The organism is Pseudoalteromonas sp. L23, assembly GCF_021728455.1.
Classification (GTDB): Bacteria; Pseudomonadota; Gammaproteobacteria; order Enterobacterales; family Alteromonadaceae; genus Pseudoalteromonas.
Map to the genome: position 1 here is coordinate 341,694 of NZ_JAKKCW010000001.1, position 25,479 is coordinate 367,172.

The 25,479-nt window shown below is 43.1% G+C and carries 20 protein-coding genes; 9 read left to right on the top strand and 11 right to left on the bottom strand.

Translation table 11 applies throughout. From position 1 onward, the window contains the following. Positions 1–35: 35 nt before the first annotated feature. The gene (locus tag L3V43_RS01570; RefSeq protein ID WP_237115851.1) at positions 36–1,463 is read right to left on the bottom strand and encodes a serine hydrolase domain-containing protein; all 1,428 of its coding nucleotides are present in this window, start codon (positions 1,461–1,463) and stop codon (positions 36–38) included. 138 nt (positions 1,464–1,601) lie between these two features. On the opposite strand from L3V43_RS01570, the gene L3V43_RS01575 reads away from it, so the two are divergent. After that, positions 1,602–3,119, top strand: coding sequence for a winged helix-turn-helix domain-containing protein (locus L3V43_RS01575; protein ID WP_237115850.1), 1,518 nt, complete (start codon positions 1,602–1,604; stop codon positions 3,117–3,119). Positions 3,120–3,144: 25 nt separating this feature from the next. On the opposite strand, the gene L3V43_RS01580 is transcribed toward L3V43_RS01575, so the two are convergent. Together L3V43_RS01580 and L3V43_RS01585 are read right to left on the bottom strand one after the other, a co-directional pair. After that, positions 3,145–3,990 carry a hypothetical protein gene (locus L3V43_RS01580; RefSeq protein WP_237115849.1) on the bottom strand — a complete coding sequence of 282 codons (846 nt, stop codon included), beginning with the start codon at positions 3,988–3,990 and terminating at the stop codon, positions 3,145–3,147. Positions 3,991–4,104: 114 nt separating this feature from the next. After that, on the bottom strand, positions 4,105–4,647 hold the full coding sequence (locus L3V43_RS01585) for a hypothetical protein (protein ID WP_237115848.1): 543 nt from the start codon (positions 4,645–4,647) through the stop codon (positions 4,105–4,107). Positions 4,648–4,863: 216 nt separating this feature from the next. Here L3V43_RS01585 and L3V43_RS01590 point away from each other — a divergent pair, with 216 nt between their 5' ends. From L3V43_RS01590 to L3V43_RS01610, 5 genes are all read left to right on the top strand, one after another. Then, on the top strand, positions 4,864–5,613 hold the full coding sequence (locus L3V43_RS01590; protein ID WP_010606554.1) for an SDR family oxidoreductase: 750 nt from the start codon (positions 4,864–4,866) through the stop codon (positions 5,611–5,613). Positions 5,614–5,729: 116 nt separating this feature from the next. Continuing rightward, the gene (locus L3V43_RS01595; RefSeq protein WP_017216260.1) at positions 5,730–6,077 is read left to right on the top strand and encodes a phasin family protein; all 348 of its coding nucleotides are present in this window, start codon (positions 5,730–5,732) and stop codon (positions 6,075–6,077) included. 62 nt (positions 6,078–6,139) lie between these two features. Beyond that, entirely contained in the window at positions 6,140–7,906 is a 1,767-nt protein-coding gene (gene phaC / locus L3V43_RS01600) for a class I poly(R)-hydroxyalkanoic acid synthase (RefSeq protein WP_102057263.1), read from the top strand. 360 nt (positions 7,907–8,266) lie between these two features. Continuing rightward, positions 8,267–8,947, top strand: coding sequence for a hypothetical protein (locus L3V43_RS01605; RefSeq protein WP_102057264.1), 681 nt, complete (start codon positions 8,267–8,269; stop codon positions 8,945–8,947). A 113-nt stretch (positions 8,948–9,060) separates the two neighbouring features. After that, the gene (locus tag L3V43_RS01610) at positions 9,061–9,549 is read left to right on the top strand and encodes a hypothetical protein (protein WP_029215865.1); all 489 of its coding nucleotides are present in this window, start codon (positions 9,061–9,063) and stop codon (positions 9,547–9,549) included. 3 nt (positions 9,550–9,552) lie between these two features. Here the strand turns inward: L3V43_RS01610 and L3V43_RS01615 are convergent, their stop codons facing one another. Further along, positions 9,553–10,023 carry a DUF4920 domain-containing protein gene (locus L3V43_RS01615; RefSeq protein ID WP_237115847.1) on the bottom strand — a complete coding sequence of 157 codons (471 nt, stop codon included), beginning with the start codon at positions 10,021–10,023 and terminating at the stop codon, positions 9,553–9,555. Between the two features lie 138 nt (positions 10,024–10,161). Between L3V43_RS01615 and L3V43_RS01620 the strand changes: the two genes are divergently transcribed. Further along, positions 10,162–12,390, top strand: coding sequence for a TonB-dependent receptor (locus tag L3V43_RS01620; RefSeq protein ID WP_235366604.1), 2,229 nt, complete (start codon positions 10,162–10,164; stop codon positions 12,388–12,390). 75 nt (positions 12,391–12,465) lie between these two features. Here the strand turns inward: L3V43_RS01620 and L3V43_RS01625 are convergent, their stop codons facing one another. The 4 genes from L3V43_RS01625 to L3V43_RS01640 form a co-directional block, all read right to left on the bottom strand. After that, positions 12,466–14,196, bottom strand: a complete 1,731-nt coding sequence (locus L3V43_RS01625) for a hypothetical protein (RefSeq protein ID WP_237115846.1) — start codon at positions 14,194–14,196, stop codon at positions 12,466–12,468. Between the two features lie 256 nt (positions 14,197–14,452). Beyond that, complete coding sequence (locus L3V43_RS01630) at positions 14,453–16,417, bottom strand: pre-peptidase C-terminal domain-containing protein (protein WP_237115845.1); 1,965 nt, start codon at positions 16,415–16,417, stop codon at positions 14,453–14,455. A gap of 11 nt (positions 16,418–16,428) precedes the next feature. Next, positions 16,429–17,100 carry a DUF1566 domain-containing protein gene (locus L3V43_RS01635; protein WP_174169930.1) on the bottom strand — a complete coding sequence of 224 codons (672 nt, stop codon included), beginning with the start codon at positions 17,098–17,100 and terminating at the stop codon, positions 16,429–16,431. Then, positions 17,097–18,599, bottom strand: a complete 1,503-nt coding sequence (locus L3V43_RS01640; protein ID WP_237115844.1) for an ethylbenzene dehydrogenase-related protein — start codon at positions 18,597–18,599, stop codon at positions 17,097–17,099. The genes L3V43_RS01635 and L3V43_RS01640 overlap by 4 nt, the downstream gene beginning before the upstream one ends. Positions 18,600–18,783: 184 nt before the next feature. Here L3V43_RS01640 and L3V43_RS01645 point away from each other — a divergent pair, with 184 nt between their 5' ends. After that, the gene (locus L3V43_RS01645) at positions 18,784–20,622 is read left to right on the top strand and encodes a di-heme-cytochrome C peroxidase (protein WP_237115843.1); all 1,839 of its coding nucleotides are present in this window, start codon (positions 18,784–18,786) and stop codon (positions 20,620–20,622) included. 66 nt (positions 20,623–20,688) lie between these two features. On the opposite strand, the gene L3V43_RS01650 is transcribed toward L3V43_RS01645, so the two are convergent. Next, positions 20,689–21,798, bottom strand: coding sequence for a GNAT family N-acetyltransferase/peptidase C39 family protein (locus tag L3V43_RS01650; protein WP_237115842.1), 1,110 nt, complete (start codon positions 21,796–21,798; stop codon positions 20,689–20,691). Further along, positions 21,798–23,246 carry a RimK family protein gene (locus L3V43_RS01655; RefSeq protein WP_010606541.1) on the bottom strand — a complete coding sequence of 483 codons (1,449 nt, stop codon included), beginning with the start codon at positions 23,244–23,246 and terminating at the stop codon, positions 21,798–21,800. Before L3V43_RS01655 ends, L3V43_RS01650 begins: the two co-directional genes overlap by 1 nt. A 333-nt stretch (positions 23,247–23,579) precedes the next feature. Between L3V43_RS01655 and L3V43_RS01660 the strand changes: the two genes are divergently transcribed. Further along, the gene (locus tag L3V43_RS01660; protein WP_010606540.1) at positions 23,580–24,407 is read left to right on the top strand and encodes a hypothetical protein; all 828 of its coding nucleotides are present in this window, start codon (positions 23,580–23,582) and stop codon (positions 24,405–24,407) included. A gap of 432 nt (positions 24,408–24,839) precedes the next feature. Here the strand turns inward: L3V43_RS01660 and L3V43_RS01665 are convergent, their stop codons facing one another. After that, positions 24,840–25,094 (bottom strand): hypothetical protein, encoded by a 255-nt coding sequence (locus tag L3V43_RS01665; protein WP_237115841.1) that lies wholly within the window; start codon positions 25,092–25,094, stop codon positions 24,840–24,842. Positions 25,095–25,479: the final 385 nt, after the last annotated feature.

Sequence of the window (25,479 nt, forward strand, 5' to 3'; positions counted from 1 at the left end):
TCGGTAACAGACATAGCAAAAGTTGATTGCAGCGCTCACTTTAGGACGGATTCTACAAATCTCTTAGCCGCCTCATGGTTACTATCTAGTTGCAATAGCTGCAGGTAAGTAACACGTGCATTGGTTTTATCTCCTTTAATAAGATACGCCTCAGCGAGACTGTCATAGGTATTCGCGCTTTTTGGGTGTGCCGCAACATTCAATTTGAAAAATTCAATTGCGGCGTCGTAATAACCGACTTCCAATAATTGATACCCAAAGCGATTTAGTTGGCGCTCACTTAACCCCTTCCCCGCACGAGCTTGGTGCTGATAGCTTTTAATCGCAACTTCAACACCGTCAGATAAAATCGTTGCAAAAAGCAGCCGATATGAACTTAACTTGGGCGATGCTGCAGCTTTACCTGCAAGGATTTCAAGTATGCCATCAACCATCTGTGTCAATGGTGCGCCGCCTGTATTATCCAGTAAAATAATAACCGTTTTGTCCTCCAATACTCTTGCAATCTTAGCCCCAAACCCTGGGATTCCACCGGCATGGTGAACCAGCGTTTTAATTTGACTGTCATCTCCTTTGTTGGTGATTTCCCAGCCAAATCCGTAATTTCTGTGTTTGGAAGGGGTAAATAACAATCTCCTGATTTCAGGCGTTAATAGTTTATCTGTGTATAATGCACGCTCCCACTTATACATATCTTGCACCGTTGAATACATTGCGCCCGCGGAAAAAGGCACTGTCATGTCAATAAAATCGGCATGTTTGAGCCCCTTTAACGTGGTATCGTAACCATTCGCTAGGCCTTTAATTACCTGCTTATGATCGGCAAATCCAGTTTCTTTCATATCTAGCGGTGCTAATATTTGCTTTTCAAGTAGTTGCCAGTAGCTGTTTCCACTCACAAGCTCAAGGATACGTCCAAGTATAGTGTAGCCGGCATTGCTGTAACGAAACGCAGAGCCCGGCTCAAACAACAAGTCTCCTGAGCAAAAATGGTCGATAAACTCATCGCGATTATAAGGGTTGTGACTTTGCACCTGACGAAATTCGGGGTGTTGAAACACATCTGGTAAGCCTGACGTGTGATTAAGTAACTGCCTTATGGTAATTTGGCCTCCCGTATCCTTTCGGTATGTGGGTAAATAGCTGGAAATGTTGGCATCAAGCTCAATCTTTCCTTTCTCAACCTGTTGTAATACCAAAAGTGCCGTAAACTGCTTGGTCACTGATGCTAGCTTAAATTTAGTGTTGGGTTGATTTGCTATTTGCCACTCTACATTGGCAAATCCATAACCTTGCTGCAGTAACACCTCAGATCCTCGAGCAACCAAAGCGGCACCATCAAACTCTTTAATTTGGTGATACTGCGCGATATAGTCATCTAGTTGTTTTTGCAGTTGAGTCGTCGCCTGAGCGGGCATAGAAAACAGGCATAAAAATAACAGTAAATGGGGTAATGCTTTCATGTAAATCCTTGTTTATTGTTATGACGAGTCTTACTCTACGTATTTAATGTTGGCTTGCCAGTGGGCTTTGGTGACATTGCGTGACAGAACAATTAAAAGCATTTAAATCAATAAAATAAAAAATACAGGATTTATAACTTGCAGTATCAGTTGAATCAAAAATGGGATTTTGATGTATCTTCTCGCACCATCAGTCATCGCGATGTATCTCATGTACTGACACCGCTCGCGCATAGATTGTTGCTGAACCTGATTGAGCATGCACCTCACCTTGTGAGCCACCAGCAATTAGAACAACAAGTTTGGCTTGGTCGAGTCGTGACTCATGATGCGATTAAAAAACAAATAGCAAGGCTACGAAAGCTCCTTGAAGATGATGCCAATAAACCAGAATATATCGTGTCTGAACGCAGCTTCGGATACCGCTTTAGTGCAACCGTTAATGAGATAAATCATAAACCGCAAGCGCCAGCAGTAAAGCGATTTACGACTCTAGCCGGCGGAAGTATCGGCCTAGCTCTGGCGTGCATTATTGGTATATATCACTCCCCTTTTACCTCACCATTTTCTTCAACAAGCTATGACGCAACATTGAGCATCGCCCAACAACACTTTACCCAACAAACTTTAGAAGATAATTTACGGGCGATAGCGCTGTATCAGCAAAGCATCACTACATCACAAGATGTAGATGAGAGTTATAAGGGATTGAGTCGAGCATTATTGAGCGACTATAATTTATATAATCAGGTTGCAGACGCGCTGACAAAAAGCCGGAACAATACAGAAAAAGCACTGAATTTAACCCCCGATAGTCCGTCGGCAAAACTGCTTTTGGCTCAAGCACATACGCTTCAAGGGCATTACCAACAAGCGCAAAAAATTCTAAATGACACCGTAGCAAATACGCCTAATTGGCCTTTGTTAAAGTCACATCTTGCCGAAACCTATCTCTTGCAAGGCAATACCATTGATGCATACCCACTAGCACGCCAAGCTTATGAGGCTTCTCCCAGCGAACCCAAAGTAGTTGCTAGCTACCTCCACTGCCTGCGCAAAATGCATATGGCCAACTGGTTTAACAAGGTACTTGTCAACCCCAGTCCTGAAGTAAAGGCATCTCCTTGGATACAACTAGAACACGTCCAGTTTTTGCAGCAACAAGCGCGGCATGAACAAGCCATCCAACAACTTAATTTATTAGCCAAAGCCGCGCCAAATTCCCAGACATTAAACTGGTTCACAGCCCTTTCTTATCTAAGTAACAATCATCATGATAAAGCGACCAATGTTTTAGCGCTGACGGTTGAAAAGCACAGTAAATACGCATTATTCAGTCAATTATACTTGGCACTCCTCACTGCTAAGCATCAATCAATAAGTAAATATACCAATGATATTGCCAACCAGATAAAGACCGGCAACCAAGACCCTGAATTGGTCTTTAGCCTCGGCCTCATCAGCCTTTACCATCAGCAAAATGACAAGGCTCAGAACTATTTCAAACAAGCTATTGACCAGGGATTTAGTGACGAGTTTAGGTTTAAAGCATTGCCCTTCAACATCACGGCAGCTCAAGCTCACTTTTTAGATAACATTGTTGAGCAGCTTACTCTGACTAACTTAAAGAAAAGAATAAAGCGCACACCGAAGTAATCACTGTGCGCTGTATGCCAATAAGTTAATTGGCAGGTCTTAGCGTTTCGATTACCTGAGCATCAACCCAAAAAATATCAGCATCTCGTGAAGGTGTTGTACGGTTAAAGAACAGATATTTGCCATCGGGTGTTACACTCGCTGACGCCTCCCGCGCATTCGTGTTTACTTTGTCTCCCAAATTAATCGCTTCGCCCCAACTACCGTCTTTCAAACGAAAGCTGATATAAAGATCTGAGTTACCAAACCCTGAATCTCGAACCCCGTCCCATATAATGTAAGAATCATCGGGCGCGATAAATGGATGCGCATTATATAGACCGGTGTTAATTTCAGAACCTAATTTAACCGGTCTTTGCCGTTGACCATTTTTCATCTCAGAGATCCTAATAACATCGCCACTTTTATAATCGTCAAACACATACGTACCATTCGCAGATGCACTTAACCGCATGATCCCCCAGCTTTCTTTATCAAACATTGGACCAAGACTTTTGGCTTCAGACCAGCTCCCCTCTCGACGCGTCATAACATATTTCCCCATATGCATGGTCACGCCATCTGGTGCTAGTAATGGCCTGCCAACTCTTGGACCTACAGTCGTTTCATGCCACTGTTCACCTCGCTGCTCGTATGCGATCAAACTCCAACGATTCACGTTCAGATCCTTCCGCGTAAAATAAAAAGTTTTCATGTCCGGAGAGAAAAATGCATTGTGATCTCTGTGCTCTGTTGACACCGTGCCAAGCGCAAATACTTGAGGCGTGTCCCCAGGTGGTGTTTGGCCAAGATAAGGACCGGATATAAGCTGCGCATAACTCTTAGCAGACATTGATATCATCAACAGCGCTAAACCAATGTTTATTTTCATTTTTATTACTCACTTTCTTCTGTTAGAGATTATTTTATGAGAGTGGGTAAGGTAACAATTTCAGCAAAATTCTCTTGAATTTCTGATGATTTATTAATGACCTTTATCTGATTTCTACCGTTTTCCTTTACGTTTAAGCTCCTCTAATCGCTCCCGCTCCGCTAAAATCATCTTTAACATCTGGATGCGAAGTTCCGCTTCTTGCTGTTTAAATTCAGAGAGCTGCTCTTCAAGCACTTTCACTTCATCTACTTTTGTTTGGTCACGATACTTTTTACTGCCTACATGTTCGATTAAAGCTTGCTGCTCATCATTAGTCGCGTCTGGGAGCTGTTCGACCCGTAAAAAACGCTGCTCTTGGGACTGCATTAGCTTATTAATTCTCTCTTGGAGCTTACGAATTTGCGCTTGAATGAGGTCCATTGCCTTTTCTAAGTTTTCATAATCCTCTTTAAATACAGGGTTATCTTCCTTATAACCAGCCGCTTCGTCATCGAGTTCTTTGGAAAGCATCGCGGGTACATCTTGCTTTTCCTCCACATCGCTTTGGGATTGCGATTCTAACTGGTTGGAAGCAGCTTGAGCCGAGCCCTGTGATTTCAACTCAGCCAGTTGCTTTAACGGTGATAAGCCACCTTGATGTATTTGAATATCCATTTTCACTCCTTGGGATAGACACTGATTGTTATACATATCGGAAAAGCTGGAAAAAACTTAATTAAATTTATGTTGTGCGTTCCTAATTTCGTTTCCGCTGTCTTCAAACTGACATCAACTCGCGACCAATTTGTCATAAATACCAGCAAAAATACTCGATAAGCTAACTCGGCTAGGAAGTATGTTGGTATAGCCTCTTTTTTTCGCGGGAGCGTTATGGAAAACAAGCAAATTGCAGTGGTAACTGGTGCCTTTGGTGGGATTGGTTCTGCTATTACGAAAACACTCATTGAAAAAGATTTTTTTGTTATAGCGATAGCAAGCGAAAGGCGTAATGAGGCCGACTTTGATCTCTGGCTTAACACGCTACAAATAAATCCAGCTGCAGTAAAACCTTTATTCTTGGATGTGACTAACGCTGAGCAATGCCACGCAGCGATGACTCAGGTCCTACAAGAATTTGGTAATATCGATTTACTCGTAAACAACGCTGGGATCACACGCGACTCAGCGTTTAAAAAAATGACCCACGCGCAATGGAGCGAGGTGATCAACACCAATCTAAATTCCCTTTTTAATATGACCAACCCTGTCTTTGCGGCAATGTGCGCTAATAAGCAAGGTCGTATCGTTAATATCTCTAGCGTTAATGGCCTAAAAGGTCAATTTGGGCAGGCAAATTATTCCGCTGCGAAAGCGGGCATGATTGGGTTTACTAAAGCGCTAGCCTATGAAGGTGCGAGAAGCGGTGTCACCGTCAATGCAGTAGCGCCAGGCTACACGGAAACGCCTATGGTAAGCGCCATGCGTGAAGACGTATTAAATAGCATAAAAGCACAAGTACCGATGCAACGTTTAGCCACGCCTGACGAAGTTGCAGCCGCAGTTGCTTACTTAGCATCAAATGCAGCCGGTTACATTACTGGCGAAACCCTGTCGCTCAATGGCGGCCTATATATGCAATAACCTAAAAAACCTCAGGTTAAATACCACCGAGGGAGCGAGCTGTCCCTGATGTTCGGTGGTGCTAACTGATCACTATCATCCATTGTGTTAATTTAATCGATAACAAGGAAAAGACCATGTACAGCGATTTATTCAAAACATTCAACGAACAAACTGAGCAATTCTTTGCACCAGCGGTACAGTTTAACCAAATCGTAGCAAAAAACATCGAAGCACTCTCAAAAATTCAGCTGCACTCGGCTGAACAGATCACTAAAACATCCATTGAGCAGCTAAAGCAAGCGACTGAAATCAAAGATGCAAAATCTATGATGGATTTTAACGCAAGTCAGTTGAACGCGTTAAACGCTCTAAGCCAACAGATGATCCAAGATGGTCAAAAGCTTTCTCAATTAGGTCAAGAATTTAAAGACAGCTTAGAATCTCTTGGCAAAGAAACCCTAAAAACCGCGAAAGCGCAATAACCTGCAATTTTGGGCGACTTAGGTCGCCTTACCCGTTCAAACAACACAAAGGATCTACCTGTATGGGCACTCAAGAAAATATTGAGCAAGGGTTAACTGCGTGGTGGCAATATAACCAAGAATTGTGGCAGCTCGCAGCGACACATTTTGGTAAAGAGAATCCATTACAAAATGCATTAAATGAGCAAAACCAAGCCGACTTACAAAGCTGGCTCAGTGCACTCAATCAGCAACCGGAAACCTTTATTAAACAGCAAAATGCGTGGTGGCAGACTCAGTTTGCAATTTTTCAAAACAGTTTTATGCCACAAACTACCGATGATAAAGAAGACATTATTAGCCCAGAACGTGGAGACAAACGCTTTGTAGACCCTGATTGGCAAGAAAATCCTTGGTTTAACTACCTTAAACAAAGCTATCTTTGGTTTGGACAATCACTACAAAACACCATTGAAAATACTCCAGGCCTCGACCCAAAACTTAAAGAGCGATTAGCGTTTTTTGCAAGACAGTCCGTTAATTCAGTATCACCGAGCAACTTTGTTTCAACCAACCCTGAATTACTTAAGCTGACGTTAGAAAGTAACGGACAAAATCTATTCGATGGACTGGCGCGCTTAAAAAAAGATTTAGCCAAAAGTACTGAAATGCTCCGAGTCAGCATGACCAATGAAAATGCGTATACACTCGGGGAAGACCTAGCTTGTACACCGGGTAGAGTGGTATTTCAAAACCACTTGTTTGAATTGATCCAATATCATCCGACTACGGAGCAAGTACACAAGACTCCCCTGCTTATCGTGCCGCCATTTGTTAATAAATACTATATTTTGGACTTGAGAGCAGATAACTCCATGGTTAAATGGGCACTTGAACAAGGCTATACCGTGTTAATGATGTCATGGAAAAACCCAGATCCAAGCATGGCAAATATTGCGTTTGACGACTACGTCGTAGACGGTGTGTTATGTGCTTTAGAGCAAACTGAAAAACAAACAGGCGAAACACAAATCCATACTGTGGGTTATTGTATCGGCGGTACTCTACTCACCTCATGTATGGCCTATATTGCTGCTAAGCGCATGAAACAAAGAGTAAAAAGTGCAACCTTGCTGACCACGATTTTAGATTTCTCACAGCCAGGTGAACTTGGCGCATTTATAAATGAGCCCACCATTAATGCGCTAGAACAGTATAATAATCAAAATGGCGTGATGTCTGGGCATCTGCTCGGTACTTCTTTTAGTATGCTGAGAGAAAACAGCTTGTATTGGAATTACTTCGTTAATAACTACCTCAAAGGCAAAGCGCCCGCTGACTTAGATTTACTCTATTGGAATAGTGATAGTACAAATCTAACAGCGGCCTGCCACAACTTTATTTTGCGGGACTTATATCTTAATAATCAGCTTATTGAAGACAAGTCTGTCAGTATTCGTGGCACTAAAATTGACCTCAGTAAAGTAAAGCAACCTGTCTACTTTCTCTCTACCCGTGACGATCATATTGCGCTGTGGCAAGGCACTTTTGAGGGCGCCAAAAGACTCAGCAGCCCGCTCACTTTTGTGCTTGGGGAGTCAGGTCATATTGCCGGAGTGGTCAACCCGCCAAGTGCAAACAAATATGGTTATTGGTTTGATGGACAAGACCACGAGAACCCCGCTGAGTGGCTTGCCTCGGCAAAGCATGAAAGCGGGTCATGGTGGTCGCATTGGGCACAGTGGTTACATCAAATAAACCCAGAGCAAGTTCCAGCCCGTGCCGCGCAAAGTGATGAACAACCGGGGATTTACGATGCCCCCGGAGAATACGTCAAACAGAGTATTTAACCTGAGCTGCGGATAATTAATGCCTTTCTAGCAGCCAGTTTTAGCGCTAACTGCGTTGAATTCACTTCCAATAGCCAGCTATTGGTGCGTAAATTCGCCTTGCCTACAGGATGTAGGTACCTTAGCGAGAGCAGGACGCGGAAGCGGTGTTTTCCCTAAAACTCTCTGGCTAGACAAGGAAAAAACCAAGTTATTCTTTAGAAGCAATGAGTTGGAACATTCCTTATCCAAACCTCAGGTTATTTAAGAAACTTACAATCAAATCAATTAGAGGCAAGCTATCTTGCTTCTAATATTTCCCATTATTGACACACGCTACACATTCGGTCAGTCTAGGACGCAAAAATATAGGGAAATAACATGATTGGATTTCTTCTACTTGTTGCGGTATTTGTGGTCTTTGTTGGTGTATTACAATATCAAAAAGTAAAAACGACGGCGCGTAGACGTAGTTTTATTCAAGATTACGATCTCACGCATTTAAGACCCAAACTCAGTCAACATTATCCTGAGCTTACCAATGAGCAACTTACACAGGTTGAATTGGGCCTTAAGCAGTTTTTCCAAGCGAACTTATTGCTCGAAGATCAGTCCTTAGCTATGCCCTCCCAGGTTGTCGATGCGCTGTGGCATGAATTTATTTTACACACACAAGAGTATCATTCCTTTTGCTATGAGGCTTTTGACCGTTTCTTACATCATTGTCCATCTGAGGCAATGAAAGGGAAAAACAAAGCTCAACTCAGTCTGCGTAAAACATGGAGAGCCTGCTGTAGCATCGAAGGAATATCTCCTCGCAGACCGGCTACTTTACCTATATTATTCGCAGTTGACGCTTTACTTAATATTCCAAATGGCTATTACTACTCGGCAACTGATTTTCGAGAGCCCATTGCCAAAGGCGACTCCAGCAGCACAACCTATGCGGGGCACATCGGGTGTACGTCAATGGACAGTGGCGACAGCAGTACCTCCTCGTCGAGTTCTTCAAACTCAAGTTGTAATAGTGGCTCAAGTTGTGGCAGCGGCTGTAGCAGTTAGTCTTAATAATTGATGAAGTAACCTTTTACATTCGTTAACGTTAAGACCTTATATTGACGCTTAAGATTAGCTACTATTTGTACCGGTTTAACTAGTTTTCGTTTGGTGATCCGGTGCCTATTGTTAACAAATATTACAGCTTAGTATTTTCAGCTTTACTGGTGTCAGGGTGTCATCAGTTGGGTGAAGGCCAACCTTTGTGGAAAATAGCCTCTGAGGGCATTATCTTTGACGGGCAGCTGCAAACACATCTTTCCGCTGCTTCAATTCAATGCGAACAGTGTGAAGTCAAGCGCCAGTCCGATATGCGCCCTTCTGGTCCCGCGGATTACACATTGGTGTCGGAAAACCACAAACTAAAAGCGATTTGGGGTAAAAGTAGTAATGCCGCTTTATATATTCCAAATAACGCCGGCAGAACCTTAATAAATTTAGCACCAGATACCGAAACTGGTGTCTGGATAATGGATTTAGATAGCACACCAAAACCCCTAAAGGTGGGTAAGGTGAATTATGTGATGCTTGGTGCTGACACTTACCAAGTGGTGATCAGCCCAAATTCACAGCGTACAAACTTCGAGTACGCCGTCCTTGTGAAATAGCTTTTATTTCGTTTCTAAAATCGTTACTGCATCCGGTTTGAGCCTAACTAGACTCATCCCCTCAGTGACTTTGCTTGCATCAAACGCTTCACCGTTTTCGTGCGCTCTATGGGCCAAATAACGCTTCGTTTTCTCAATATCTAGCTCGAACCGCTCAAGTACACCAGTCGCATAAGCGCGCTTGCCAATGGCTGACATTGGAAAAACCATATCGCCATCCCGTACCTTTACGTTTATTTCCTCACCATTATCTACCTTCAGTGTCATCCAACAGCCACGCTTTTTGCACACTTTTACCACTTCACCTGACAGCGTGATCTCACTTCCCGTAAACTGCTCCGAGTTTTTCAATACATCTGCGGCCGCAACAAGCTTGTTCATGTTCGCACCGCCGCCAAACTCAATTGTTTTAGCATCAGCCGTTGATACTAGCAGTGTGATAACTAAACCACAGAGTAAATTGTTTATCTTCATATTTTTCCTTAAAAGTCAGAATAGTAACGCCTTTATCTATATAACTATAAGTAATTATTTATTGCAATTAGATCTTATAACAACTAACATCTTCGCCGCAATTGCAAATGGTAATTATTTTTATTAAGGATTAATAATATGAAACTCTCTACTCTCTCTTTATCCATTCTTGCAACCTTCAGCGGCTGGAATGCATATGCTGAGCCGTCTTCCCCAACCAATTCCGAAATTGAAAAAATAGAGGTGTTGGGACACAAATTATCGACCTTAAACCATGATGTAGCGGCTTCAGTTTCAGCGCTAACGGAAGAGCAAATAGCGCGGCAACAAGCATCCGATTTAAACCAATTACTCAAGACTCTCCCCAATGTTGAACTATTTGGTAGCGTGACGCCGCTCTCTGGACAACCCGCCATTCGAGGGTTGTACGGTGAACGAATACACATCTCTGTAGACAATGTGAAGCGTAAGATTGATTCGGATGGCAGCCAAAATATCGCGCAAATTAATTCCTTGGGAATAAACCCAGATCAATTAAAGCAAGTGCAAGTATTGCGAGGTGCCGATTCTTTAACCGTCGGTTCTGGGGCCATCGGAGGGAGTATACGACTCGTAACCAAAAACGCTGCAGATTACCTAAATGACCAGCATGGATTTGGCAGCAAAGCTTCGGTCACACATTTATCTGTATCGGATGCCAATGATATTAACGTCAGTCTATTTCACCTGAATGATCACAGTGATACGGTCTTGTCTCTTAGCCAAGTGGAATTTAACGATATTGATGTCGTGGCAGACACCAAAGCCGCAGAAGACGATAGTATTCAGCAGATAAGTAAAATAAAGAATCAGTCAAAACGTCAAAACCTCGCGCTTAAAAATACTTGGTACATCAACGAACACCATACTTTGAGCAGTAAAATTGATTACAGTAAAACCGAGTCAATCGATCAGCCGTATGCCCAGCGCATAGACTTAGCGTTGGCCTATCCGACACTTGCAGAAGATTACAAAAATGACTATCTGGAAGGAATGCTCAACTACACGTATCAAGGTGTTAGCGAGTTGCTTGACTTAGATATACAAGCATTCTTTGCACAAAAAACCTATGATGAAATCACCAAAGGTTATATTGAACGCGGCAGCAACAAAATTAACTATGATGGAGAGAAAAATGGAGAAAGTACGCGCAAAGGCTTGAGAGTCGCTAACTTGGCTACATTCACTGGGAAAATAAAGCACAAGCTAGCCATTGAAGCGCAGTACGAATCCGAAAGCTTCGACCAACAGCAATGGGACGAAAATCCTGCTGATAAGTCAACCTACTATGGCGATAGCGACGCCTCCAATTGGTCAATTTCTGTTATCGATCAAAGTCAGTTTTTAAATGAGAGATTACTCCTTACAGGAGGTGTGAGATTCGATAAATACACCCGCTCAAGTAACCATTTTGTCGCCTATTCCGATAATGATGATTCTGAACTCTCTAGCGAGCTAGGAGTAACTTTTAAAGTCGCGGATTATCTTAATTTTTACGCTAAAGCCGCGGAGGCATTTCGAGCACCTTCGCTTCAAGAGTTGTATAAAAAAGATGAGTGGAGATGTCATATTGGTGGAAAAATTTGCTTTAGCGAACCGCAACCAGATTTAAAAGCCGAAGACTCTCAAAGCTACGAAGTTGGTTTTGGTTTGAGTTGGCAAGACTTATCCTTCGCTGATAACTTCAGTGTAAAAGTCATGTACTTTGATAGTGAGGTAGATAATTACATCGACAATGTACCTTTTATGTACTACATCGATGAGAATGGCAATAAACAGCTCGGCTCACCCGGTCCCAATCCCAGCAATGGGGTCCCTGTCGCCACACACCGTGATTATAGTGCGAAAAACATCGGCAAGTTATTCAGTCACGGTATTGAAATTGAGGCACAGTATTCATTTAAAAAATTAGACATCTACCTAGGATACGCCTCTATGAATATGGATGTCGTCGGTGTACCTAATTTCTTTTTAGGCACTATTGACCATACACGCCAGCCATATTCTGAAGCACCAGCAGATAAGCTTACTTGGAATACCAATTATCAATTGAACAGTAATTTAAATCTGGGTTTTCAATTGTTACACTACAGAGCTCAACAGCGCCTTAGCGAAGATCTCATCACACGCGGATACGGTACTGGGACCTATACTATCTACAACCTCAACGTAAAATACCAAGGTGAGGGAGTATTATCAGGCTTTTCTGCCCGACTGGGTGTAGACAACCTAACGGATAAGCGTTATTTGCGAGCGCCAGCAAGTGAAGCGAACGACCCCGCAGAGCTTGGCAGAAACATTAAAGCGACAGTAAGCTACCAATTTTGATAAAGTAAATGTGATTTTAGAACAAAAATGCCGACTTAAAGTCGGCATTTTTAACATCATTTGGGTTTTTGCTCGTTATAGTTTTTTCAGCTTCATATCAGTGCCAAATACAAGGCCATGATCTGCAACATCCATACTAAACTCAAACACCATATTTTGCTGTAAAAATGCATCAATACCTTCGGGCATTGGTTGACCAGTCGCTTTTGCCGCCTCTAACATTGGTGCTAAAAACGCTTGCATATCCATACTGAAATGCGTCATGCCATTAGTTTCTAGTGCTTGGCTTGCCATTTTCTCAGCAATAATTGTCGCCTTTTCACCCGTAAACAGCACTAAGTGATCGCCTTTAACCGCCAACTTGATATCCATACCCAATGGCTGCGGAGATGGAATGTACTGGTTAATTGAAACCGGAGTACCATCTTCTGGGATTTGAATTTGACCCAGCATAGGTGCAAGCCCTTTCACCGTATTAACAAGTACTAAAGGATCTTCGGCAGACAATGTGACTAGCGCATCAAACGTTTTAGGTTCTGGCATGCCTTGGTCGTTTGGCTCCATAACAAGATCAAAAACGGATGCACTCACGCCTTTAACCGAGTTCGCCATGCCTGTCATCATCGCAATAGCCATTGGACTGTTTTGTTTCGCTTGCTGCTGTAGTGCAACGAGTTCAGAACACTTGAATTCAGCTTTAGTAAAGCGGCCCCAAAGGGTGTTTACAAGCGGTGCAACTTTTGCAACATCAACACCATAGCCAAACCCTAGCACTTTCTCTTCGCCGTTGGTGACGTGCGCAGGAATAAAACCACGGATAGACCCAAGCGCTTTCATCAGTTCAGCATCTTTACCCACCACCACAGTATCAACTTCAAAGTCGATTGCGGAATTTGTAAATTTGATATTCTTGGTACCCAATACCGTCGCAGGCCACAGATTGGCGATTTCGCTGTAGTCCGCCTGACACTCTGGAGCACGTACCGCTGCTAATTTCTCAGTACCACCACCTAGCTGCAATAGATTATTTAACATACGAGTCAAATCAGACTGCTTGTTTGCAGTAATACCATCGACGATAGCCACATGGTTCAGAAACGCAATTGACGAACCATCAAAACCAAACTGCGTATTGTATTGCTCAAGTTTGCCAGATTGCGCCAGTGACTGGGCTGGTTTGGCAATACCCAAAGCAACTTTTAAATCCGCTTCGGTGTTAATTGGCGTGTTAAATGTTGTTGTTACCCATTGACCTTGCACGGATGTGATAAGCTCAATTTTAGCTTCTGGCGCGAACTCAAGCTGATAACGCGTTAATGCGACACCATCAAGCGTATCTTCTTGGTATGTGATTTCGGCATCTTTTGCAGCCATTTTTATCGTACGTTGAAAAGCCTCAGGATCCGCCAGTTCATAGCGCAATGTTGGCAGCAAACCAACTGTGTAGAATACACTTCTGACCGTATCACCCATGCCTAAGATAGCTTTCATTTGTTCAGGGGATGTCATCGCTAGATTGTATTGCTCTAGTAGCGTTGCTACAAAGTCCAAGTGCTTATCATTTTCTTTTCTAAGCAACCCAGTTATCTCTTCGATATTTTGAACCTGTCGAAGCTCTTCAGGCATGAAAGACAAATATTTTTGTTGCTCAAAAGGCGTTAATTGCCCCCAAAATACCGCGGTATCAGCCGGAACATATTCCAGTTGTTCCATCGCGATGCTTGAAGAAGATGATGATTGAGTGGTTACATAAGCACCAACGGCAATAGCCACAGCACCTAAGCCAACGAGAAGTTTTGTATTCATAATGTGATCCTTGTTATCACCACGGAACATAGCCAAACACGTGGTAAATTTATTCTTCCCTACGAACCGCAACGATTGCGCGCGTCAGAGGTCGTTGCATCAAAACACCTAAGTGTCCAAAAATGCAGCGCTATTGTACCTTGATTATTGTCTCAATTCCATTAATTGTGCGCAGTCAAGTTACTCTCAATATTCGGTCAGTTTTAAAGTGAGCTTGATCGTTACATCAATAACCACCAAGCTCTCATTTACAGGGTTATTGACTTTCTGCTTGTAAAGTCAACCCTGAAAAAGCAGCGTAACCATAGAGTCCAATATACCAAGTTCCCGCATTTGGATTGGTGATTGTGCACGTTTCATTATTGCCATTTTCATAAGGCCGACACTCGTAGGTATTACTATTTGGTTGTTGACCAAAACGCAGATATAAATCAGCATCTCCAGTACCACCCAATGCCTTTACTTGTAGGCTCTGTGTCCCCTGTGCCACGTCAAAAGTATAATACTGCCACTGGCCTTTGCTGGCGGATTGATCCAACCATTGCTGGCTATTACCTTGATCTGGTGGAGTGTCAGTATAAACCGTAGCTGTTAGCGCAACGCCCGAATAACGCTCATAGCCATCAAGCATGACATAGTAACGACCAGTTTGTACTGGAGTAATCGTACAGACTTCATTATTACCTGATTTATAGGGTCGACAATCGTAGTTTTGTGTCGTTGGTTCCGCATTAAAGCGCACATACATATCTACATCCCCACTGCCGCCCGCCGTTTCAACTTTTAGCTGCGTCGCTCCTGCAGGCACATCAATGTAATAAAGTGTCTGAGAAGACTTAACGCCAGTGACATTCGCTTGTGTTTGACCACTGATAAGTTCAATTGCAGCTGGCGGCTCAACAATGGGGGTTTCTATCACAGATAGATTATTGCTTGCTTTGATCAGATTCAGTTCATCACCAATTTCGGCGGCATACCACCATGTCATATTCATAGGTAACGCGAGCGGATCGGCACCTCGCTGCGCTTTAGATAAGGCAGTTGCATTGCTTGAAAACTCAGCAGTTCGAACAGTAAGCTTATCATTTGTCACACTCAACACTTTAAACTGTTGAATACTCGCAAGGTCGATAGTCCAGCTTTTTGGATCATTGGCGCTTCTTGCCGGTGCACCCCAGCTTCCCTCACCCACATAAACGGTGCCGCCTTGGGTCGTTGCAGTAAAGCCATTGCTGGTAGGCGTTAGTGCGTAAGTCAGTTTATTGATATGAGTATCGGACTCTACCACTAGGTTCATCGCATTATTATAGAAGTCTTGTGCCCACCAAGTGTGTAATATGGTGTTGTCTGACTTACCTGAATAGTGAGGATACATCGGCTTGTGATACTGAGCGATACGCCACGTTGCGCTGTTGCCCTGAGACTGTAAGTCGCTTTTCAGCCAATTGTTCATCGCTGTGGCATAGCTCGACCAGCCACTATTTTTAAATTGGCTGTTTAAGGTATAAACCCTTAAAAGCCCCGCCACGTTAAAAGCACCATAGGTATCTTTTGCTGTACACGCACCATCTTGGTCATAATCTACGCCAAATACTTCGCATAGCGTTTTGTAGTTATCGTCTTCGTGATTGCCATGTGTTGCTACAAATGGATAAATTCGCTTGTATGCAAGGCCATCAATCAAATCATCCGAAAAGGTTAATTGCCAATCTTTTAAGTATTCACGCATTTCAGAAACGGAGTTTGCATTGGTGTAATCGCCACCATGCATAATAAATAGCGGTCGAATTTTAGCGATCAACTCATTGCCTTTACGGCGTGTTGTCCAACCCGTGCGCGTATCACCACCAGCTACAGCAGTGATCCCTGATGCCGTTTGCGGCGCAGTTCTGAACCACAAACGCTGCCCGCAACCTTGTGAATCACAAACACGATAATAAACCGCACTATCAGGGGTTAAGCCGGTTAATTTCACAAATGAACTTGAGAGGCCACCGTCAAAGGTATGCGTAGCGCTGACCGCAGCACTTTGCCAACTCTGCTCATCCGTTGTGCTGCCATATTTAACAATATGATTAGTGCCTGATGTAGGTGTAAACCCTATTGTTGCTGAAGTGCTTGGGCTGGTGTCCCACACAAGACGGTGGTAGTCACTCGCAGCAAAACTGCTGCAAGATAGACCTGCTGCAACCACAAAAGTTGCCATTTGAGTATATTTCATTTCCTTGGTTCCTAGTTTAGAGTAACAGGCTCAGCACGACTTTGAGCCAATGAGAGTGGTGTTGATGGCGTAGCCACCAACATGACAAATGCGGCGTTTGCATATGGGAGCGAAAGCGCCTCTGCAGATTGAAAATTCACAGCCGTTGCTCCTAACTTTTCACGCTTAAATGACTTGGGTAATGGCACGCCAGCCTCACCACTCCAATAGTCACCATTTTTAATGTGTGGGAAAAAATCACTTGCGATATGGGGTTGTCCGGGACTATTTGGCGTTTGAATTAAAGAGCGTAGCTCATCAGGTGTAGGTAAGCGCCATTCGGCACTACCACATAAAGAAGCTTGGTTGGTTTTACGGATCAGATCTTGGCTATCGCAGTGGGATGCTTCGAAATAACAATCACCTTGATCAGCATGACCAAATTGACCGTCATACCAAGAGTAACTCCAATAGCCATCGTGGATAGACTCATCATCTCGTTTTACTTCCCAGAGCAGATTAAGCTTTTTGTCATAGACACAATGCCAAGGACCCTGCCAGACAGACAAAAACTGCATGTCATTAGTGACTTTAATAAAGCGTGCATGAGTTGGAATTTCTCGCTCAGAGGGGCTGAATAACAAGTAGCTAATCGCCACAGCGGCAATCGCTAAACTAAGTATTAAACGTGAGGCTACGGTCATAGCATATACCTCAATTGAATCGCTCTGTGGTGACGAGTATGCGCGATTTGTGCGTGATCAAATGCCGAAACCCACATGCAAACACCAGAGCGCAGTTCAACATCAAGAGGAGAATGCGTTTGGTGTTTACGTACCAGCTCTAGCGTCCAATAGCCATCGTGCCACTCTCCCCTAGCTCTAACATCGGCTCTATCTCCCTCAAAACGATTTGAACGGTACAACACGGACGGGAGCTGTTCGCCAATTTTCGCCATGTCTCGTTGTGGGTTGTAGGTTTCGCTGGCAAACCAATCAAGGACTTTGCGCTCAGTGATATCTGGCGATGGAATTGGCATTCGCTTTGGCGTAACCTCAGTCGGTGAGTACCAACGCCAATTCATCACATAAGCACCGCTTTCTTTGCCATCAGGTTGATATCCTGCGGTGTAACGCCTTTGCCCAAGTGCAACGCTTTGAGGTGGCCCAAAAAAATTATCATCGGCCAAGTACATGTCATTGGTTCTCAGCGCTTTCCAGTGCCATAAGTCTCGCGTGCGGCCGTCCGTACTTGCGTGATAGCCCTTGCCATGCCAGTTACGGGGCTTACCTGCAAGCGGCGCATCGCCGTATTGAACGGTGCCATCACCTCCTAGTTCACAGGTTGTCGATAACATGATGGCAAACTTATCTTCGTAATAAGTGCGCTCGTCAAAGCGATAAAAGCCATTTTCTTGTACTTGCCAACCGTCCGAGGTTTTTTCCAGCGGCAGATGCTCTAGGCTTTCGGTCGGATCTTGCCAGCGGATCAGAAAGAAGGTTTCATCATGGTTGCTCAACGCTTTTATTTCGACCTCACTACTCCCATCCAAGAAGTTTGCACCACCAAATGTAGTTAACTTAATAGGCTTAGCACGCAACCATTCAGGCTCGTCTCCTTTACCGTCTATTTCAAAGTGGCTTTGCCTTGATAGCGGCGCAACTTCTAACCGTAAATGCTGATCTGCAACAATAAGCTTTATGCCAAGGCCGCAAAAATACACCAGAGCAATACTGCAACTGAGCAAAATAAGCGCATTTCGGGGCAATAACACGCTCAGTACTTGCTTGCCCTTAAACACCGTATGCTTTATGCCATGCAACACCACATACAAAAAAATGGCTGTCGCTGATAACCCATGAATCACTAGACTGAGACTCTCTGGATTGAGCCAAAGTAACCATCCTGTGACTATACTCAGCACGATAACCAGATACCCAAGGTAGTTAACGGCTTTATCAAACTTGCTTGGTACGCCACGAAACGGTGCGCGAATGGTTGCCACAGTAAAAACAATCGCAATCAAGGTGAGTAAGCAACCAAATAACACGTGCACTGACAGCAACGCGCCTTGTGGAAGCAAAGGCGAAAGAAACGCCAGAAAATCATGATTGATAATACCCAAGCGAGGGCCTGTCAGTAACCCAACCAAGATAACTATTACCGCCATAACATGAAAAATGGCAAAACTACTTCGACGCACAACCGCTCCCAAATAAATAAAGTAAATTTAGTGTAAACAAATAAATTTACATAAATATTTCATATTTGGAAAGATGAGACTTTCTCATCTTGTGAATTAGCGGCACGTGTAATGTCGTGTAACTTGATTGTTAATAAGTTTGTACTAAGGTAGTTGATACTTCCACCGTCACGGACAGTTCAACATGAACAGCAGACTAGTAATAAAATATGTAAGTGCGGCAGTGGCTTGCACACTGTTTCTCGCAAGTTGTAGCTCACCAAGTAAAAAACCTTCGGTGCCCAAAGAAACGCTCGACCCAGTTGCAGAATCTGGCCAAGTGCCTGAGCGAGTTTGGCTCAATCAAGGGTGGTCAGATAAACTTCGGCAAGACTTTTGGTTTACAGGCCAAGGGTCACAAATCATTCCCTATACTTGGTTTACTTGGTTAGAGCAACCCAACAGTAAAAAGCTCTTTCGCGATAGCGAACATATGGAAATGCTGCGCTACCTGCCCAGTAAAACCGCCGCCAATAACCCTTCAGGCTTGCCCATCGGTTTTGCCGTGCATAACAATCAAACCACGGGACAAGCTTGGGTCGGGATGACCTGTGCGGCATGTCACACTAACCAAATTGACTATAACGGCACAAAAATCTTGGTAGAAGGTGCGCCCACCCTCGCCAACTTTGTACTCTTCTTTAGCCGCCTTAATGCCGCGTTAGAAGCGACCCTTAACGATAATCAAAAGTTTAGCCGTTTCGCGATGCGCGTATTAAAAGAAGGGGCATCGCAAGAATTGATTGATGATTTACGAGACGATCTCAAGCATGTGGCGCTTGCAACCGCCGAGCGACAAACCGTTAATGACTTACCCGAAGACTATCCAGACGATTTTACCAGCTATGCTCGACTTGATGCGTTTGGCAATATTCAAAACGCCGGTACGGCATTTGCGCTTGACGACCTTAACAATAAAAATGCGCCCACCGCGCCCGTCTCCTATCCATTTTTATGGGGGACGCACCAGTCAAATGTTGTGCAGTGGAATGCTTCCGCACCCAATATTCCTGTGGTCGGCCCATTAGTACGCAACATTGGTGAAGTTGTCGGTGTGTTTGGTTCGTTATCCATTGAAGAAGCACCGGTTTGGCAGCGCGTTTGGGGGAAACATGCTCGATATAGCTCAACGGTAGACTTACATGCGTTAGGGCAACTAGAAGCGTGGGTAAAAACACTTCTGCCACCAGCTTGGCCTGAGCAATACCTTCCAGGGATTGACACCAATAAGGCGGCACAAGGAAAAATGCTATTCCAAGCAAATTGTGCTAGCTGCCATCAATTAATTGACCAAAAAAATCTACTTAAAGATTACGAAGCGGTAAAAGTACCGGTAAAAGAGATTGGTACCGATCCCACTATGTCTAATAACGCCAGCTGCCACATGGCAAAAACATTGTTCTTGGAAGGCACAAAAACCGACATTATCGCGGGAGACAAATTCCAAGCCGTGGATAGCGCTATCGATATCCCAGTAAATGGCGTGGTGGGTCTAGTGCTAAAAGATCCCATCAAAGCAATCGAAGCGGGCTTAATAGCAGAGCGCACTGGGCCAGATGGTAAGAAAACCACAGTGAAAAAATCCATTGAAGAGCGCCTCAAAGTCTATTTGGCAAATAGACAACAGTTAACCCCCAATACTAACGAAGATTGTGTGGATGGTTTTTACGACGCGGGTGTCTACAAAGCAAGGCCGTTAAATGGAATTTGGGCAACCGCGCCATATTTACATAATGGCTCGGTGCCAAACCTATGGTCACTACTACAATCACCAGAGTCACGCCCAGATACCTTCTGGGTTGGCAGTCGCGAATTCGACCCTATCAATGTTGGCTATATTACTCATCAAGGCATGAACGAGTTCAAAGTGAACAAAGCCAGCGGTGAAGTGATGCCGGGCAATGATAACAGCGGTCACGTTTACGGCACTACCTTGAGTGACAATGAAAAGTGGCAAATCGTTGAGTTTTTGAAAACGCTATAAACGCCATGTAGCGCTAAAAACAAAGGGCCGAATACAGGCCCTTTGACTTATAACCGAAAAGGTTATTTAAAATGACTCGTGCAACACCACCAGCGCACTTAACTTGCTTGCGCCAAACGTCATCATTTTTTCAAAATCCGACCTTGCGATGGGTACTTGCTGGCAGTCGATAGGGTTTTGGTCGTCCTCAACATCAGGGTCATTAAGATATAAGCACAACTCATCCAACCCCGTAATAAGCACCCAATGCGGCGCCTTTTTACCGTTTAGCCGATAAGTGCTGATCAAGGCCAATACCGCACTGCCCTGTAACAACCATTGTTCAACCTGTTCAAGCTTTACATCGGCTTGGTGAATAGCAATATCACGATATTCACACTCTTGACGGAATTGCTCATGAACTAAGGTCATCACCTGCTTTTTCTGCGCGCTTCTCACGCCATCTAAAAATAGCGGGCCTGCCGTATTCACCATCACCTCTGCCGCAAAACCACGGCGCTCCGCAGCCAATGCCAAACCAAATGGGTGACAGCCGCCGTGACCTGCGGTCATAAAGATGGTGGTCGCTTCACGCCATATCTCAAGCTCTAAGGCCTGATCGCCCATACAGCCTGGATCTATGCTTGCCATTGCCATCATCAGTGACGCCGGTCCGCAGGTAAAGTCTGTTGTTTGTTGATACCAAGGAGCCTGATGCAACACCGCCTTTTGCGACAGCTTACGCACACATTTTTGCATTCTTAGCGCGTCATCATGATCCGCATAGTAGTTTTGATACTCGCCAAATACACGATAACCCATGCGTTTATATAAGCCGATGGCAGCGTCATTGCGTTTAGCCACTTCTAAACGCATATATAACCAGCCCATTTCACCCGCTCTGACTTCAAGCTCAGACATCAGTTGGCGTGCGATCCCCTTACCTTGATGATGAGGCGATACCGCCAATGAATAAAGCCTTGCCAGCCGCGTTCCTTGGTGCAACCAAAGCAATCCATAGCCCACAAGTTCCCCTGCTAACGTTGCAGTGAGCAGCAGACTATGTTCAAAACTGATGTAATGCTTGAGTTGGCGACGACTCAGTCTATCCGCACTAAAGCAGCTTTGCTCCAACGCATTTAGTGAATTCAAATCGTGCTGTGTCGCCTTTTCAAGCACCAACGCGGCTTGCAACATTACTTTTTACCTCTCGCTTCAAGGCGTCTTGAAAATTCAGACATCACTTGCATGTACAGCTCGTCACCGAGATATTTGTCTTCAACCCCTTGGTCAATATTCGGGTTGTCGTTTACTTCAAGCACGTAGGCTTTGCCGTTGTGCTCTTTAATATCAATACCATACAAACCATTACCCACAACTGCTGCTGCTTTTAAGGCTGCACGTAACACCGCTTTTGGCACTTCAAAGGTTGGTAGCGTGTCAAACCCACCCGAGAAATTGCGTTTTGACTCATGGTTGTAGATTTGCCAATGGTTACGTGCCATATGGTAACGGCATGCGTAAATTGCACGGCCATTTAACACCCCAATACGCCAATCGTAGTCCGTGTATAAGTAAGCTTGTGCCAACACAATCGCAGAGACGCTCATCAGCTCTTGTAAACGCTCGCCAAGCTCTTCTTTGGTTTTTACTTTAAATACGCCTTTTGAGAACGAACTCTCAGGCATTTTAAGCACCATAGGTAACGATAACTCAGCAATGAGTTTATCGATTACTTGTTCATTACACTGACTCACAAATCGCGTTTCTAAACTTGGCACCTTCTTGTAATTAAAAGCATCATGTAAAAACACCTTATTACAACAGCGTAGGATCGAGCTTGGGTCATCAATTACCACTAAATCTTTTTGCTCGGCTTCTTGCGCAAGGCGATAAGTATGGTGATCAATCGCTGTGGTTTCACGAATAAATAGCCCATCGTATTGGCCTAAGTTGTATAACTCAGCCGCTTCTAATGGATGTACTTTAATGCCAAGCTTTTCACCCGCTTTAACAAAGCGGCTGATCGCCCCTTTATTACTTGGCGGCAATTTTTCATCGTGGTCCACCAACATCGCAATATCCCAGCGATACTTTTTGTGGCTCTTACGTTTGTTCCACTGAGTGGCATGCACATGACCTAATACTTGAGTACAAAACTCAAGCTGCGCCACCTGTAGTGTCGAAAAGTCGCGACGCTGCACCTGCACTCGCACGCCTTTATCTTGCTGCTGTAATGTCACTTTTAGTAAGGGCGCAGGAAATTGCTGAAATAAATACGCCGCCAACTTACTAAACTCAGGCTGTTGGGTTTCGCCCATACAAATGATCAGCTCAGCGTCATCGGTAATCGCGATCCCACGCTTATCAAACCAAGCTTGCGATAAAAACAACGCATTATCGCCATCACGTAAACCATTAATAACCTTTAGACTCGGAAGCACTTGGTGATTACGCGCTTCAGCAAGTAAAGAGCAGTAATAACCTTGGCTTAAATAACGGTCACAGTCACATAAATTAATCACTCGAAGTTTTGATTCACCGAGCTTTGGGTACTCTTGCAAATACGTTTCAAACGTCACTACGTTATTTGCCAAAGGCAGTACATCTGCATTTTGATCAACAACGAATAGAGTAGATAGCATCTAAATAATCCTTAGGTGGCGATGCGTTAGCACATCAGTACATGATGGTTTAGGCACCCCACGATTTAACATAGGGTTAGTGGGCAAATTCAAGGGCCACATTAAAGTGGAGTAGTTGTAATCTTAAATATAGCACTTGGCAATTGAGTAATTTTGATTCTCAAGATAAATCTTTCTTGCTGTCGGCGCCTGGAATGAAAAGCTTTACTTTCAAATAGTTAAATAAGTTAAAGGTTCGATAAATAAGATTAATGCTAACGATGAAGAAAAATTGCATTACCAGTAAAGTTTACAATACTTAATTGATCAAAAATAAAATAACAGGACTTCCTCATGCAAAGGAAAGCAAATCTTCTGGCCCGACTTCGTATCGCATATGAAACGACTAAAAAAGAACTACTAATATTATTATTGTTACTTGCAGTTGTTGTTGACATGCTGCCAACTGAATTATTTTTTAGAGTTGAAGTCGCCAACACCATCAAAACAGGGTTGATGTTACCTATTGCATTTATCTTGCTGGAGCTTTTGTTCAAAATATACGATGCTGTTTTGCACAATCGTAGAGAAGTAAAAATAATTAAATCCAATGACTTGTTAGGAGACATTGGTCGACTATGTGAATCTGAACGAGAAATAAATATCAAATATATCGGTGTCGCAGGAAGACATGGCTGGAGTACTGTAATTGCCAGATTTTTAGATCCAAGCTCAGAGATGTGTCTGTTGAGTAAAAAGCAAATAGTCATAGAGATAGCTTTATTAGCGCCGCAACAAGTCGGCTCAATCGATGGTGGTACGGAAAGATATTCTGTAGTCCAATCAGTATTAAAGGAAATAGAATTTACCAAGCAAAGGTTGCAAGCCGAGGGAATGAAACACGTCACGATCAAAACTTACCTTTATGAACATACTCCTAATTTTCTTGGTTTTTTGGTTAATGACAATTATTTATTCACTTCCTTAACCTATTGGGAATATGTTGGCACCGGAGAGAAGTACCTTAGAGGTGGCGGCACTGATTACATTGTTTATGATAAGAACGATGGATTCGGAGGAGCTTATTATCTCAAACGTTTTGAAAGCTGGTTTTGTCATTGCGTAGAAAGTACGCATCAAGAATCATATTGCTCTGAAGAAGCAAAGCATAAAAAGGACTAGCGGTTTAACATGATTAAAGAAGAATAATCACTACTATTCGACTTTCAACATAACGTTGCCGGTAAATTTAGGTTTAAAAAGAGAGCGAACAGATAATACCCATCCCATATTTTCACCGATACAGGGGAGGCACTTCAAAGTTGAAGCTGTCATCTTTTGAATACACAAACTTTAGGTGGGTGTCAGAAACTTTAGGTGGGTGTCAGCACAAACTGAAAACTGAAGTGGAATCCCACCCTGTCGGCTACATACCTGAAAATAATTATTATGATTGGCAAATCTAGTTGCTATTGCTCTATAACAAACACAACTAACACTATGATATAATGTGATAAATTTTATTTTATTGATTTTTGTTCTTGTGAATTTTTATGGTAGTTTTATCAAGTCGCATTTAGGACTCGTATACAGCGAGTCCCCGACTGGAATTGACTAGATTAATGTAAATAGCTCTATACTCCCGGAAGAAAAATATTTACTATGCGATATTTTAGTGAAACCTATTATTTCTTCATTGAAGATTTCATGCTGAACTTTAGTTGCTTTAGGTATTTTTAAAAACTCTACACCTTCAAAAACTTTAAAAAAAATCAGGCATTTAATTTCGAGTAAAAACATGATTAAAACCCTACTAATTCCGTTTTTTTCTTTTTCCATCACAAAGTTATCTTTAACTTTAGCAGCCACACACAAAGCCTTAAACTTAATAACCATTAGTTTATTTTTACTAATTATAGGTTTTAACTTTTATTTTTTAACACAACCAATTAGAGGAAAAAGCTTAATTCCAAAAACACTTAAATCTAAACGAGAAGGATAAACATAATGAAAAAAACAAACCCTAAATATTTCTTTAAAAATTTAGCACAACACCAAGTTGAATTTTCTTTTCTCTCATCTTTATTTAGATCTAAAACATTATTAATAATAACCATCATATACCTATTGCTATTTATAGGATTTGTTAATTTATTATTCAAATAATTAAGAATTGAGGAATCGATGACGCCCACTATAGTATTCCCACTACATATTTGCACCGAAGCTGGGAATTTGACTAACAAACCAAAAC